The organism is Bradyrhizobium sp., from assembly GCF_019244115.1.
GTDB lineage: Bacteria > Pseudomonadota > Alphaproteobacteria > Rhizobiales > Xanthobacteraceae > Bradyrhizobium.
In genome coordinates this window covers 21494-36412 of the sequence record NZ_JAFATE010000221.1, presented here as the reverse complement: position 1 = coordinate 36412, position 14919 = coordinate 21494, and the positions used below count along the sequence as shown (strand labels likewise).

Below are 14919 nucleotides of genomic sequence, written 5' to 3'. Positions count from 1 at the left end.
GATGCAGTCGCTGCTGTTCGGCCAATGTCTCGGCGACGATGGTCCTGATGTCTTCATCGCGCAGCATGACTACCGCCTGATGATCTTTGCCACATTTTCGAAACCCCGTTTGGCAAAATGAAAGGATACGATGAGATTCGCGGTCGTGGACGCGAAGCCTGCAAGCGGATCGGTCGTGCCGAGCCCGAACATCTTGTCCCAAACGAGGAGTTTGACGCGCGGCCGCCGTCCGATTCGGAAAATGAAAAAGCCCGCGGGATTTCGTTCCGCGGGCTGTGCAACTCCTTGCGATGATGCCACTATGCCAGTGATTTGCCCGACGTGTCAAACGCAAAATATCGAAAAACAGAATTCGGTGATTGACACGACACGAGCCTTCGGGGTGGGGACCGCCGCTCAGGTGATGACAGGACAGCACCATCAGCGGTATCCACCAGGCCAACTCGGGCACGAGCGCTCGTTCCGGCACGCTGCTTGGTTTACGCTGCACTCCTGACGGCGTTTGCAGAACGTTCGTAGACGCCAGCAACGTCAGAGGCGGGCTACCACGTAGACGTAGACTAAATATCCTATGCTCCCCCAGGCCCACATGAAGGCAAGCAAAAGAAGTAAAGCTCTACGCCGCTGCTGCGCCTTTTTCGAAATAGATCCCCGCCCGTCCTCTTTCCATACCGTCCGCCATAAGAGGGATGCGCTTACGAACACCCATACGAACGACATTCCGGGCAAAAGCGTCTCGACGTGCAGCCCGGCAAAAATGATCCAGAGTTCGATAAAGACGTCCGGCCAGCTAAGCCAATGTCTAAAGAACAGATAAAGCCCCGCAGAAATCCATATGAATAGCTGCAGTCCGGCGGTCACCGTGGCAATGGGCAATGAAACGAGATAGAACGGCGGGGCCGCGAGACGCGCCGCCCATGGCGGAAGCCTCGATAACCGCTTCAGCGCGATGAGTCCGAGTGACGACGCGAGAAACACGACTAGGGGAATACAAACGAACAATAAGGCTATGAGTCTTAGGGCCAGCTCCCTATCTGCGCTTTCGCTGCTCATGGGTCGTTACGTCGCGCTTCGCCTAGCGATGTTGGTCTCGTAACATGCGGTAGACGCTTGCGGCCTCAGATGCGATGTACACAATCTTTAGTTGATGTAGTCGCTTCTTCATTAGAACATAACGCGAACAACGTCAAGACCGCTGCTACACCGATAGCGTTAGCCCGAGCGTTTCCGCTGTCACGAGCAACGGCGCGCTCCGATGCTCTCAACAGAGCGCTGCTCGGCTAGATCAATTCCGACAAGTGTGGAACTGCGGAGGCAACAAGGCTCGCACGACGGCCTGTGAGCGACGACGCGGAGAGAGGGGTGTGGCGTCGTGACGCGCGGCCGCTGTCCGATTCGGAAAATGAAAAAGCCCGCCGGGATTTCGTTCCGCGGGCTGTGCAACTCCTGGCGATGATGCCACTATGCCAGTGATTTGCCCGACGTGTCAAACGCAAAATATCGAAAAACAGAATTCGATGAATGACACGATACAAGACGTTCGGCGTGGGGACCACGCCGATCCGCGCGGCTCTTTCAAAGGCTTCAGGGCGGTGAAAGCGCTGCCCGTCACCGATCGAAGAGGGGCTTGATCCAGCGATTGAACCAGTCGTCCATGTTGTTGGCGGACGGATCCGGCAGACCGTAGATCGACGGCGGCGGAGGAACTGGATGCTCGGGCACCGGCCGCCGGTCGGCGTGCGCCGGCGGCCAGCCGCTCTGTTCTGCTGCCGGACTCGGAGCAAGCGGCGGTGAAGACCTCCCCGGCGCGCCACCGCCGCGGTTCGAGGGGGCGAAGCGACCGGTCAAGACGCGGATATTTTTGCGAGCACCTTGGGCCGTATCGCCGGATTGCCCTTGATCGGGATCGGGCGGCGCGATCGGAGGCGACGGCACTCGGGAGCGATCGTCGAGCGACGCCGCCCGCACGAGAGCCAGCGGATTGCTGCTCACGACAAACGGCACCGGCGGCGCCCCCGCATCGAACGGCGAAGTCGCGGATGGATTGACAAATCGTCCGCTCAGGTCGCGCGTCGGATTATTGCCGATCGCGTGCGGCGTCGGCATCGGACCTCGGGGCAACGTAAGCGGGCTGAATTTCTGCGGCGCCTCGGGAGCGAAGTTCAGTGGAGAGACCGTCGGTGCGCGAAGTTGCGGACCAAGGGGCACCTGCGAACCCCCTGGAGGCACAAGAGGCGTTGGACCGTCGGGACCGCCGATTGAACTTGGTCCTCCTGCGCCGGGAATGGGCATGCCCGGCGAGAGCTGTGTCGGTGCGGGCGAAGCCGGACTAGCTCGCAACGCGCCCTGCGGAAGCGGCGGCCTTGATGGAGTCACGAATGGACTATTGGCTGGTGCCTGACCAGGCTTCGGCGGACGCCCGGCGATTTCGTAAGGAAATTGCGGGTTGTTGATGTCAAACGTTTCAGGGTTCGCTCGATGCGTCAAATCGCTGGATATTATGCCAAAATTAGCCTTCGGATTCAGGATCGCCTTGCCGCTAATGATCTCGAGATGCAAGTGAGGATTGTAGTGTAGATTGAACGTCTCGTTGAAGGCTCTCGTCGCGACCTCTCCGACCGGCTGCCCCGGCTGAATGACGGTGTGAGTTCCATCCTCGTTCGTGACCTTGGGTAATCCGTTTGGACCCAGGTGCCCATAAAGCGTGTAGATGGGGCCTTTTGCAGTCTCAGTTCGAATCACAACGGCCATCCCATAGCCGTTGATGTAGCCGCTCCTGAAAACAGTCCCGCCAAACATGGCTGGCACAGGCGTGCCCGCCTCTGCCGCATAGTCGGCCCCGCCGTGGTATCCGAACTTCTCCTTTGGTCGAGGCTCAGGAAATGGATGAGCCAGCCTGAAGCCGGGATAGTTGTAAGACATGAGCAATCTCTCTCAGGATCAGAAATCGCATCCAGGCGCGGCTAATTTCAGCACCACCGCCTGTTGCCGCATTGTAAATTCTGGAATCTTCGGCACCTGTCTGAACGCCGAAAGCAAAGCATAGCATCCATCCTTGGTGAGACGGATGTCGTCGTCGGAAAGAGCCATCGGAGGTCCTTCGATGGCAAACCTCAAAATGCCGTGGTCATCGAGAGTTGCGATCCCCAGTAGGAGCTTGCGCACATCCCGCTTTGGCGACAAGGGGAACGCACATCGTCCGTACCTGCCATGAATCTCCACCAGGTCGCTGAAACCTCTCAACAGCGCCTTGAAGCCAATGCGGTTCAACCAATCCGGGTTGACCGTGCCCTGCGGCTCGAATGCAAGAAATCGGGCATTGTTATCGTCTGTCACCGTTGCGACCAGATGACTTCCGCACCGGCTGATTTCACGGGTACCAAAACCAGCAGGCATCGCAATCGAGCGCAGCCGCTTCCAGCCGTCTGCGTAGCGATAGACGTCTATGGTCCGATTATCTTCATCGATGTAGGCATATCCGCCTTCGAAGAAGACCCGCTCGTCTAGTCGTGCCTTGAGAAATCGCATCTGCGCCAACGCATCTGGTCCCGAGACAAGCGTTGGCTCATCGAGAGTGCTGATCATGGATCCGGCCGGGGAGAGCAGCGAATACTCTCCTCCAACTGAATACAGCCGCCAATGAACGATTTTATAGGTCGATAGTTGAGACGCCTGGAAAATGTATAAGTAATCCTGCTGACTGCTGAGAGCTGCAATGGTGGAACCATCCACCGAGCAAGACAGCGAGTTGGGGTCGCCCATGCCGGGAAACACAAAAACCGTTCTTACGACGCCATCGATCGACCGAGCCTCGACCGAGGTGCGGTTACCCGCACGATCATATCGAAAATAGATGACCTCCGGTGCTCGGTCATAGCAAAAGCGCACATTGTCTATGATATCATCGAGATCAAAGGCCGCCGCAACTCTCGCCGGCAACTTGCGAACCTCCGCCGCGGCCGAATGTGCAGGCGCCATGACCGCGGCCAGCAAGCAGAAGAGCATCACCGCAGGGGTGACTCTCTGGATCGAAAGCCGCGCCACCCGAGTGATGTGATGTGCGCAATACATGTAATGATCTCTCCCGTGTCGCCACTCATTTACGGGTCAAAAAAAGCGGCTTGTCGGCATAACGATCGAGGTTGCGCTCGTTCAACCTAGAGATGAATTTTGATGCACGCAGGACATACTAGAACATAATGAGAACATCGTCAACGGACGCAGCGACACGATTGGCGACGCCGACCGGCTTCATGTCGATTGAAATGATGGCACCTCGACAGATCAGCCTGCGCATGCGCACCGCTGCTTCTTGAACGCCGCAGAAAGAAAAAAGCCCGCGAGGATTTCGTACCGCGGCCTGCGCAAGTTCTGGCGCTGATCACACCGTACCTGTGACTTGCCCGACGACTCTAATTTGATTGAAAATGTCGGGAACGAAGTCGGCAAATTGAAGCCGGTGCGGCAAGTTGCTGTCCTGAAACGAAAAAGCCCGCTACCGATTTCGCGGCACGGGCTCTATCATTATTTCGATGATGCCAATATGCCGCTGATTTGCCCGACGTGTCAACAGGGCGATCGAAGAGCGCATGACCGCATCGCTCAGGCAAGGTGCTCATGTATTTCGCCGCCGTCGTTCTGTTCATTCTCTCGGGTTTGTTTTACTCGGCCGGCCAGCGCGAGCTCGGCTCCGTTGGCGTCGAGGTCTGCCGTTACGGCAGCATGTTATGCGATAGCCCGCACTATGTGCTCGTCGGCGCGATCCTCGCCACGCTCTGGGCGTCGTTCGTCAGCGTCCGCTAGCGCTCCGAGAGCGCCTGACCGGAATGAAAACGTCCGCGGCCGGGAATCGGCCGGGGCGTTGCTGTTGCGATGATGGCAATATGCGGGTGATTTGCCCGGGCCTGTCAATCGGAGATGCGTTGCCGATTGATCCATGCCGAACGCGACATCTCGCCCGGCCGGGCCAACGGCTCCCCGCCTGCCTCAGGACAGGAACAATCACAAACCCGGAGCGCGCGCGCACAACATCATTGGTGCGCTGCGACATAAGTTTGGTGCTAACATGGGTTACAAATCAGGACCGTGATCGCCTGATCTTTCCTCAATCGGCCCGCCTCAAACGCGTGAGGTTCGGACCAACAAGAAACGTCGTGGGGGAATGCCTTGACCAAGCCCGACCGGATCCTCGCCCGCTCCATGCAATATCAGACGCCGCGTGGCCTTGCCTTGTTGCGCGATCCATTGCTCAACAAGGGCATCGCCTTTACCGAGCAGGAGCGCGAGGCGCTCGGGCTGCGCGGTTTTCTGCCCGCCGCCGTGATGTCGATGCAGGCGCAGGTCGAACGGGTCCTCACCTGGCTGCGCAGCTTGTCCAGCGATCTCGAGAAGTACATCGCGCTGAACGCCCTGCATGATCGCAACGAGGCGCTGTTCTTCCGCATCGTCTGTGACCACATCGATGAGATCCAACCCATCATCTACACCCCCACCGTCGGCCTCGCCTGTCAGAAATACGGATTGATCTTTCAGCGGCCGCGCGGACTGTTCATCTCGGCCAATGATCGCGGCCGGATCGCCGACATTCTCGGCAACTGGCCGTATGCGACGAAGCTGATCGTGGTGACCGATGGCGAGCGCATTCTGGGGCTCGGAGATCTTGGCGCCAACGGCATGGGCATTCCGGTCGGCAAGCTGTCGCTCTATTCGGCGTGCGCGGGCGTGCATCCGGAGCTGTGCCTGCCGGTCATGCTCGATGTCGGTACGAACAATGAAGAGTTCTTGAAGGATCCCTACTACATCGGCCTTCGCCAGAAGCGTATGACCGGTGCCGCTTACGATGAATTCGTGGATGAGTTCGTCACTGCGGCGCGCGCAGCCTTTCCCGGCGTGCTGATCCAGTTCGAGGATTTTGCCAACCATTCGGCGTTCCGCCTGCTGCACAAATATCGCGACCAGGCCTGTGTCTTCAATGACGACATTCAGGGCACCGCCGCGGTGGCGCTCGCCGGCCTGTTCTCGGCGTTGCGGGTAAACGGCGGCAAGCTCAGGGATCAGACCATTCTCTTCCTGGGTGCGGGCGAAGCCGCAACGGGCATCGCCGACCTCGTGGTTTCGGCCATGGTGGCCGAGGGCGCTTCCGAGGACGCAGCGCTGCGGCGCAACTGGCTGGTGGACTCGAAAGGTCTCGTCGCGAAGGGCCGAACCGGATTGAATGCGCACAAGCTTCGCTATGCCCACGACCAGGCGCCTATTGCAGACTTCTTGACGGCGATCCGGACACTGCGGCCGACGGCGATCATCGGCGTCGCAGCCGTCGGAGGGGCCTTCACTCAGGATGTGCTTCGCACAATGGCCGAGATCAACGAACAACCGATCGTCTTCGCGCTGTCGAATCCCACATCAAAAGCGGAATGCTCGGCCGAAGAGGCCTATCGCCACACTGGGGGTCGCGCAATCTTTGCCTGCGGCAGTCCGTATGATCCGGTCAAGCTCGATGGCAAGACGTTCGTGCCGCGCCAGGGCAACAACTCCTATATCTTCCCCGGGGTTGGCCTTGGCGTAATCGCGAGCGGCGCAAGGCTGGTCACCGACGAGATGTTCATGGCGGCCGCCCACATGCTGGCGAATTGCGTGACCGAGGCCGACCTCGCCCAAGGCAGCCTGTATCCTGCCCTGCCCCGGATCCGCGAAGTGTCAGCGCAGATTGGAGCAGCGGTTGCCAGTGTGGCCTATCAAAACGGCCTCACCAACGGCCCGGCTCCAAACGATGTCCTGGGCCTCGTCCAGGCGCAGATGTACGATCCGCAGTATTGAGGTCGCCGCAAGTCGGAACGTGCCGCTCAGATCGCGACCTGCCGTCCGATTTCCACGACCTGATCGTTCGGTAGCCTGAAGAAATCGCTGACATGCTCGGCGTTGCGTTCCATGACGGCGAACAGGCGTTCCTGCCAGGCCGGCAGGCCCTCTCCGTCCTGGCGACGGATCACCGTTTCATGGCCCACATAGTAGGTGACGTCGGCCAGCTCGATCGTGCATCCCAAAAGCTTGCTGACCGAGAGCAGCTCCGGGATATGAGGTCGCTCCATGAACCCGAAACGGGCATGCGCACGCCAGACGTTTGGCACAACCTCCTCGATCGTGAGGCGATTGCTGGAGGAAATCCACGGTATTGAGAGGATTTCGACGCGCAGCACGAAGACGTGCTCGTGCAGAGCACGGTTGTGCTTGACGTGCCAAACCATGACCGGCGGCGTGTCCTGCTCCGTCCGGGTCAGAAACACCGCCGTTCCAGGGACCCGCGGGACCTGCCTCGCGGCGATATCCGCCATGAACTGCGGAATTGGGATCAACGACTCCCTCATCCGGGCCGAGACCGCCGCCGCGCCGCGATGCCAGATCCACATGATGCCGTAAACGGAGATCGCGAGCACCAGCGGCACATATCCGCCCTCGGCGACCTTGGTCAGATTGGCGAGAAAGAAAGCACCGTCGATGATCAGGAAGAACGCCGCGACGGCCGCAGCCGCAAGCAAAGACCAGCCCCATATCTCTCGCATCGCGATGAAGAGAAGCGCCGACGTCATCAGCATGGTCAGCGAGACCGCGATGCCATAGGCCGAGGCCAGATTGTCGGACTTGCCGAAGCCGATCGTCAGCCCAAGCGTCACGATCATCAGCAGCCAGTTGACGACGCCGACGTAGATCTGCCCATAACCCTCCGACGACGTCTGCTTGATGTGAAGCCGCGGCAACCAGCCAAGCTGAATGGCCTGCCGCGTCATCGAAAAGGCACCGGTAATGATCGACTGGCTGGCGATGATGGTCGCGATCGTCGCGAGCAGGATCAGCGGAAGCAGCAGGGGATCGGGGCAGAGCCTGAAGAAAATGTTACCCTCGGTCGACGCGCCGTCGAGCACGAGTGCGGCCTGACCGGCATAGTTCAGGATCAAGCTTGGAAAGACGACGGCAAACCATGCCAGTTTGATCGGCCTGCTGCCAAAATGGCCCATATCGGCATAGAGCGCTTCGGCTCCAGTGACGCATAGGAAAACCGCGCCCAGAACCAGAAAGCCGGTCGTCCCGCTCGAGAACAAATAGGACAAGCCGTAGGCCGGGTTGAGCGCGGCAAAAACCGCGGGGTGCCTGGCAATGCCGAGAAGTCCCATGACGGCGATGGTGACAAACCAGAGCAGCATAACGGGGCCAAACAGATGCCCGATCGCCGTCGTGCCCTGCGACTGGATGGCGAACAACGCCAGCAGAATGACAACGGACGCGGGAACCACATAGGGCTGCAGCGCGGGGGTTGCCATATTCAGGCCTTCGAGCGCCGACAGCACCGAGATCGCCGGCGTGATCGCGCCGTCGCCATAGATCAGCGCAGCCCCGAACAGTCCGAATGCGACGATCGTCGGCCGGTTCTTTTTCTTGACGCCGAGCAGAGCCATCAACGCCAGAATGCCGCCTTCTCCATCATTGTCGACGCGCATTGCGAACAGGACATATTTGACGGTCGTGATGATGAGCAGCGTCCAAAGCACGAGCGACAGGGCGCCGAGGATCGCGCCGGCATCTGGAGTTGTCCCCGCCGCGCCCAGGATGGTCTTGAAGGTGTAGAGCGGACTCGTCCCGATATCGCCGAAAACGATACCGAGCGCCGAAAGGCCAAGGAGACTCAGCCGCCCCTGGGGGCCATGCCGCGCGACGGAGTTAAGGCTTTCACTCAGGCCCATGTCGGGAAATTCGGGAAAGAGATCGGGAAGCTTGGCAACCACGCTCCGCGATCGTCGCGGAGGCTCCGCCCTCTTAGCAATTATCGCCGGTCATTGCGACAGCCAAGCGACTGGCACGGCATGTACGGCAAAACCACCCGCGGTGAAACAGCACCGAACAGCGACAAAGAATCACCCGGGAATAATATTGCATCCCGCCGGATCGTGAGGACGACGGACAGAGCGGTTCGGCAAGCTGTTCGTCGTCCCGCCTGGCGTGAAACAAAACCCAAGTTCCCGATGTCGGCAATGCAATTCCCCCTGCCCCGAAGCGCGACACGCCGGCCCCACTCGAGCGCGTGCCTGTCGTTCGTCCTGCTCACCCTCGGCACAGCGGGGGCGTGGGCGGATTCCTGCCCGAGCCAACGGGACAAGATTGCAACCGACCGCCCCGACTTGACCAATTCGAGCTTGGTCGTCCCGGTCGGCAGCTTCCAGAGCGAAAACGGCATCAATTTCAGCGCGCGGGACGGTGGACGCATTCTGGACGGGACAAACACGCGTTGGCGGCTTGGGATTGCTCCCTGTCTGGAATTGCTGGTCGACCTGCCAACCTATGTCTCAAAGCTTCGTGCGCCGGGCAGCTCGGGATTCCTGGACGTCGCGCCCGCCGTCAAATGGCAGATCAGCCCGGTCCCCGGCAAGATCGATCTGTCCGTGGTGGCCGGCGTCGCGTTGCCGACGGGTACTGCAGACGTCGCGGGTCGGGGGACACAGCCCTATCTGCAGTCACCGTGGTCCTGGGAACTCAACGACGGCTGGGGCCTCAGCGGCATGTTGACCGAGTTCTTCCGCCCAGCGGAACCGACGATGAAGCGCGTGACGGAGGCGAGCTTCGCCGTCGAGAAAAAGCTCACCGAGACCTTCAGCATCTTCGCCGAATATGTCGGCGATTATCCGGAGCATGCCGGCCCGTCACAGCTCATCAATTCAGGCGGGCTCTATCGTCTTGGCCGAACCCAACAGCTCGACTTTCACGTCGCCTTCGGACTCAATCACAATTCCCCCGCCTATGTCATCGGCGTGGGCTATTCGTTCCGGCTTGACGGACTCTTCCGCTGATCGCCACCTTGACAATCTCTGATCGGCCACAGCGGTTGCCGCTTGAGACACATTTGCGGCGGAGGCGGCCCGTCTTCTCGCAAAGCTGCCCCGCCGTCACAACGGAGATGTTCGAAATGCGGCTTGATCAGGTGTGAGCGGCCGAAACGAGACGCAAAGTCATGGCCGGCATGTGGCGACGATCGCTGCATGCAGGCAAGCGCGTCGCAAATTTCTGGTGACAATCGATCGGTGCGCTCCGTATCCCGGCAGGGATCGCGCGTCCGCTCGCGCGTGCATATCCTGGCGAGATACTCGCACATGAAACCGCAAAGATGCCGGTCGCACACACCAAAAGTCGAATGCCGATGCGCCACATATGAGCCTCCCCAAAAGCGCCTTGTTGTGTGAATTGTGAACGGCAAAGACGGCGACGAGTTGTCCTGAGCTAAAAGGCATTTTAGAATCACTTGAAGCGCATCGGTTCCGCAGACATCAGAGCCTGCCGCGGACACCAGCCAACGAAAACGGGGCAGCTTTCGTAAACCGTGTCGCTCCACGGAACAGAACCAACAGGCAAGGTCGAGCAAGCCGAACCAAGCAACCTCGGATCGATGAGCTGGGAGACAATCATGACAGAAAAGCCCGCGACAAGACCCTCGAAGGTCACCGGCATTGAAATCCTGAGTGCCGACGCAGGTTGGAGAAATTATCATTTCGTCAAGCTCACGACGGAAGACAGTGTGACGGGTTGGAGCGAATTCGACGAAGGTTTTGGCTCTCCCGGCGTGGGTGCAGCAATTCAGCGTCTTTCCGCCCGTGTCGTCGGGCAGAACGCCCTTCAGCACGAGCGCATCTATGCCGAGCTCTACGCAGCAACACGCCCGGCCGCCGGCGGCGTCGTGGCGCAGGCGCTGGGCGCAATCGAAAACGCGCTGCTCGATGCCAAGGCCAAGCTTCTCGGCGTGCCCTGTTACGAGCTGCTCGGCGGCAAGATCCGCGACCGCGTTCGCGTCTACTGGTCGCACTGCGCGACCTGGCGGATCAATCATCCGAGCTGGTATACCCCGCCGATCGAGGATCTCGATGGTGTCAAGGCCATCGGGTCCGAGGTGCGAGAAAAGAAATTCACCGCATTGAAGACCAATATCTTCACCTATGATGCAGACGGGAAGCCTACGGGCTGGCGGCCCGGCTTCGGCTCACCGTTCCAGCCTGCGCTCAACGTCGACCGCAAAGTATTGCGCGATCTGCGCATGCATCTCGAAGCCATCCGCGATGGGGCAGGCCCCGACATCGATATCCTGCTCGACCTCAATTTCAACGCCAAGACCGAAGGGTATCTGAAGATCCTCCGCGCGATTGTCGACCTCGACATGTTCTGGATCGAGATTGACAGTTTTAATCCGGAGGCGCTCGGCTATATCCGGCGGCAAAGTCCGCACCCCGTGTCATCCTGCGAGACGCTGTTGGGGTTGCGCGAATTCCTGCCTTATTTCCGCGAGCAGGCGATGGACGTCGCCATCATCGACACGCCCTGGAATGGCGTCTGGCAATCGATGAAGATCGCGGCCGCGGCGGAAGCCTTTGAGGTCAACGTCGCGCCGCACAATTTCTACGGCCACCTCTGCTCGATGATGAATGCGCATTTCTGCGCAGCGGTCCCGAATCTGCGCATCATGGAAATCGATATCGATCGTCTCGCGTGGGATCACGAGCTGTTCACCCATCTGCCTGAGATCAAGGATGGCCATCTGATCATCCCGGACCGGCCCGGATGGGGCACTGAGCCGAACGAAGACGGTATTCGCGCGCACCCGCCGAAAACAAGTGGCGGCCTATTGAACTACGGACGAAAGCTGTCTTAGCCGCGCAGTGAGCGGGGGCATCGACCAGATCTCAAACCCTGAAGAGCTTTGCATAGCGCGCCTTGATGTCCTCGCCCTGCGCCAGCACGGCGGCCGGATCAGACTTCAGCAGTTTCAGCGCTGACAGCGGCTGCCTGCCGGCCTTCTCCTTGATTTGGCCGTGAAACGAACGATGCGCGAATTCATCGACCAGAAGCTGTTGCCCCTCTACGCTGAAAAAGAAGCTCTGAAACAGCCGTGCGGCATTCGGATTTGGCGCGCTCCGAAACACACCGGAGGGGACGATGATGAGCGGTGAGCCTTCGCTGGCATAGACCACCTCGACCGGCTTGCCCTGCTCCTTGAGCAGAAGCAGATTATAGTCGTTGCCATCGGCCATCACAGCCCGCTCGCCCAACAAGAGCTTTTTGGGTGGATCGGCAGCCGACTGCACCTGCAACACCTTCTGCTGGGCAAGCTTCTCGAAATAGCCCCAGCCGAGTTCGCGCGACAGCACGAAGGTCGCGGTCATGATCGCGCCGCTGTAGCCGGGATGTGCCTTGACGATCTTGCCCTGCCACTTCGGATCGAGCAGGTCCGCATAGCTTTTCGGCGCCTCGTCCGCCTTCACGAGATTGGTGTTGTAGCCGATGGTCTCGATCCAGCCGCACGATGTCGCATAGGTTGCGTCAGGATCGACCTGATCCGTGGGAAAATGCTTCGCGACGTCGTCGGGAAGGTAGGGCGCGAGCCAGTCCTTGGATTTCCAGTCCAGATAATGCGCGGGATCAGTCGAGTTCGCCACATCGACGGCATTGATGCCGCTGCCCTGCTCCTGCGCGATCCGCTGGTAGATCCGCTCGGCGCCGGAGCGCTCGACGCGAACCGCTATTCCCGCGTACTTGGCCTCGAATGTCTTGGCCAGACGTTCGGCCACGTTCAGCTCGAGCGCGGAATAGTAGGAGATCTTACCCTCCTTGCGCGCGGCATCGATCAAGTCCGGCGTGACTGCCGAAGCCGGAGGCGGTGCAGCCCGCAGCGGCTCGGCAAACATCGCACCTGCCGCAAGCGAGACCGAAGCCCTCAGCACGTCGCGGCGTAACCATCGGCGATTTCGCATTGGTGTTTCCTACCCGCTGCACACCGTTGCTTGAGCGACGGCGCTGTTACAAATCCACGACAAGCTATCACATCGCCGCGACAACAGAAGCCGGGTCCATCGATCGGCACCATCACCCGATGATCGAGGCCAATTCAGATTGCATTCAGCTTCTTGTTCATAGGTTCCCGCGGGGCTCAATCAACAACGGAGACAAAATGAGCTTGAAGCCATTGATAACAGCGGCGCTGGTCGCGGTCACGATTGCCGGCATGGCGACGATTGTCGCGACGCCTGCGCGGGCGCAGGACGCCATTGAAGCCGAGATGATCGGTTTCCACCGGCTTTGTGAGCAAGGCGACCGCAAAGCCTGCATTCGCTTTGGCATCCTGATCGGCAGGAACGAGCAGCGGCATGCGGATTGGCGGAGGACCCATACTGACTGGTGGTGGTGGGAACGATAAATCACGGAAGTTTGGAGGCCGCCGGACTGGCGGCCTTGTTTCATTGCGCGGCGCGAGGGTCTAAGCTTCGCGCTACTTGGATGCGAGCCGTTCCTCGCGACGCCCGGATTTGTCGCCGCAACGTGGGATATCTGGCTGGCTGCTCGTGCATCAAGGAGAAGCCGCGGAGATAGAAAATGGCCTCTTCCGATGTTCTGGTCATAGGCGCAGGCCCGACCGGGCTTGTGCTGGCGCTCTGGCTGACGAAACTGGGCATCAGGGTTCGCATCATCGACAAGACCGCCGAACCGGGGACGACCTCGCGTGCCCTCGCGGTTCAGGCCCGCACGCTTGAACTCTACCGGCAGCTCGATCTCGCGGAAGCCGTCGTCGCAAACGGCCATCGGGTCACCGCTGCCAACTTCTGGGTCCAGGGCACGCACAAGGCGGAGTTCTCGCTGCGCACCTCGGGGACCGGGCTGACGCCGTACCCGTTCCTGCACATCTTCCCTCAGGACGAGCACGAAAAGCTGTTGATCGCGCGGCTGCAAGAGCTTGGCGTGTCTGTCGAGCGGCACACCGAACTCACCGGTTTTGTCGAGCGGAACGACGGTGTCACCGCGCGTCTGCGCCGTGGCGACGGCCATGAAGAGGATTGCGAGGCGCGCTACCTTGCAGGCTGCGACGGCGCGCGTTCGAAAGTGCGGGAAACGATCGGCACCGGCTTTCCCGGTGGCACCTACCCCCAGATCTTCTACGTTGCCGACATTGAGGCGAGCGGTCCCGCCCTGAACGGCGAGTTGCATATCGATCTCGACGAGGCGGACTTCCTTGCCATCTTTCCGCTCGCCGGAAACGGTCGGGCGCGATTGATTGGTGCAGTGAGGAACGTGAACGCGGAAACGCTGACATTCGCCGATGTCAGCGACCGCGCCATCAATCACATGAAGGTAACGATCGGCGAGATCAATTGGTTCTCAACCTATCATGTGCATCACCGGGTGACGCAGCATTTTCGCAAGGGACGCGCGTTCCTCGCTGGCGACGCCGCGCATATCCATAGTCCGGCGGGCGGGCAGGGCATGAACACGGGAATTGGTGATGCCATCAATCTCGCCTGGAAACTGGCGGCCGTGCTGAATGGACGCGCACCGGACGCCTTGCTCGACAGCTACGAGGCCGAACGGATCGGCTTTGCCCGCAGGCTGGTCGCGACCACCGACCGGGTCTTCACCTTCGCGAGCGCCGAAGGCAAGCTCGCCGATTTCGTGAGAACCCGCATCGCGCCGCTCGTGATTCCGGCAGCCTACGCATTCGAGGCTGTGCGCCGCTTTGCCTTCCGCACGGTGTCGCAGACCATGCTGAATTACCGCGGAGGTCCGTTGAGCCAAGGCGCAGCCGGCCACGTTCACGGCGGCGACCGCCTGCCCTGGGCCGGTGTTGACGGCCCCGACAATTTCGAGCCGCTCAACAGCCTCGACTGGCAGGTCCACGTCTACGGCTCGGCCAGCCGCGAGCTCACCGCCTGGTGTGCGCAAAGCAATCTGCCACTTCACGTCTTCCCCTGGGGGGACGGCCACGCGCGTGCCGGTCTTGCCCGCGACGCCCTGTACCTCCTGAGACCGGACACCTACGTGGCGCTCGCCGACGCAAGCGCCAGCGCGACGGCCCTCGACCGCTATGTCTCCGACAAGCGCATCCGGCTGTCCTGAGGG

Annotated in this window: 11 protein-coding genes; 6 read left to right on the top strand and 5 right to left on the bottom strand. The window is 60.3% G+C overall.

The features are described from left to right. Positions 1-531 precede the first annotated feature (531 nt). The 3 genes from JOZ76_RS09910 to JOZ76_RS09900 form a co-directional block, all read right to left on the bottom strand. Positions 532-1053, bottom strand: a complete 522-nt coding sequence (locus JOZ76_RS09910) for a hypothetical protein (RefSeq protein ID WP_291698444.1) — start codon at positions 1051-1053, stop codon at positions 532-534. A gap of 555 nt (positions 1054-1608) precedes the next feature. Then, positions 1609-2922 carry a M23 family metallopeptidase gene (locus tag JOZ76_RS09905; RefSeq protein WP_291698443.1) on the bottom strand — a complete coding sequence of 438 codons (1314 nt, stop codon included), beginning with the start codon at positions 2920-2922 and terminating at the stop codon, positions 1609-1611. Positions 2923-2940: 18 nt separating this feature from the next. Next, positions 2941-4071 carry a hypothetical protein gene (locus tag JOZ76_RS09900; protein WP_291698442.1) on the bottom strand — a complete coding sequence of 377 codons (1131 nt, stop codon included), beginning with the start codon at positions 4069-4071 and terminating at the stop codon, positions 2941-2943. Positions 4072-4617: 546 nt separating this feature from the next. Between JOZ76_RS09900 and JOZ76_RS09895 the strand changes: the two genes are divergently transcribed. Beyond that, positions 4618-4803: a hypothetical protein gene (locus JOZ76_RS09895; RefSeq protein WP_291698441.1), complete on the top strand. Its 186-nt coding sequence runs from the start codon at positions 4618-4620 to the stop codon at positions 4801-4803. Positions 4804-5199: 396 nt separating this feature from the next. Continuing rightward, positions 5200-6816, top strand: coding sequence for an NAD-dependent malic enzyme (locus JOZ76_RS09890; RefSeq protein WP_291698449.1), 1617 nt, complete (start codon positions 5200-5202; stop codon positions 6814-6816). Between the two features lie 26 nt (positions 6817-6842). On the opposite strand, the gene JOZ76_RS09885 is transcribed toward JOZ76_RS09890, so the two are convergent. Then, a complete protein-coding gene (locus tag JOZ76_RS09885; protein WP_291698448.1) occupies positions 6843-8735 on the bottom strand; it encodes a potassium transporter Kup in 1893 nt (630 codons plus the stop codon). A 120-nt stretch (positions 8736-8855) separates the two neighbouring features. Here JOZ76_RS09885 and JOZ76_RS09880 point away from each other — a divergent pair, with 120 nt between their 5' ends. Both JOZ76_RS09880 and JOZ76_RS09875 read left to right on the top strand, forming a co-directional pair. Continuing rightward, on the top strand, positions 8856-9836 hold the full coding sequence (locus JOZ76_RS09880) for a transporter (protein ID WP_291698440.1): 981 nt from the start codon (positions 8856-8858) through the stop codon (positions 9834-9836). A 611-nt stretch (positions 9837-10447) separates the two neighbouring features. After that, a complete protein-coding gene (locus JOZ76_RS09875; RefSeq protein WP_291698439.1) occupies positions 10448-11683 on the top strand; it encodes a mandelate racemase/muconate lactonizing enzyme family protein in 1236 nt (411 codons plus the stop codon). 31 nt (positions 11684-11714) lie between these two features. On the opposite strand, the gene JOZ76_RS09870 is transcribed toward JOZ76_RS09875, so the two are convergent. After that, positions 11715-12782: an extracellular solute-binding protein gene (locus JOZ76_RS09870; protein ID WP_291698438.1), complete on the bottom strand. Its 1068-nt coding sequence runs from the start codon at positions 12780-12782 to the stop codon at positions 11715-11717. Between the two features lie 119 nt (positions 12783-12901). On the opposite strand from JOZ76_RS09870, the gene JOZ76_RS09865 reads away from it, so the two are divergent. Both JOZ76_RS09865 and JOZ76_RS09860 read left to right on the top strand, forming a co-directional pair. After that, positions 12902-13225 (top strand): hypothetical protein, encoded by a 324-nt coding sequence (locus JOZ76_RS09865; RefSeq protein ID WP_291698437.1) that lies wholly within the window; start codon positions 12902-12904, stop codon positions 13223-13225. A 176-nt stretch (positions 13226-13401) separates the two neighbouring features. After that, the gene (locus JOZ76_RS09860; protein WP_291698436.1) at positions 13402-14916 is read left to right on the top strand and encodes an FAD-dependent oxidoreductase; all 1515 of its coding nucleotides are present in this window, start codon (positions 13402-13404) and stop codon (positions 14914-14916) included. The last annotated feature ends 3 nt before the right edge of the window (positions 14917-14919 follow it).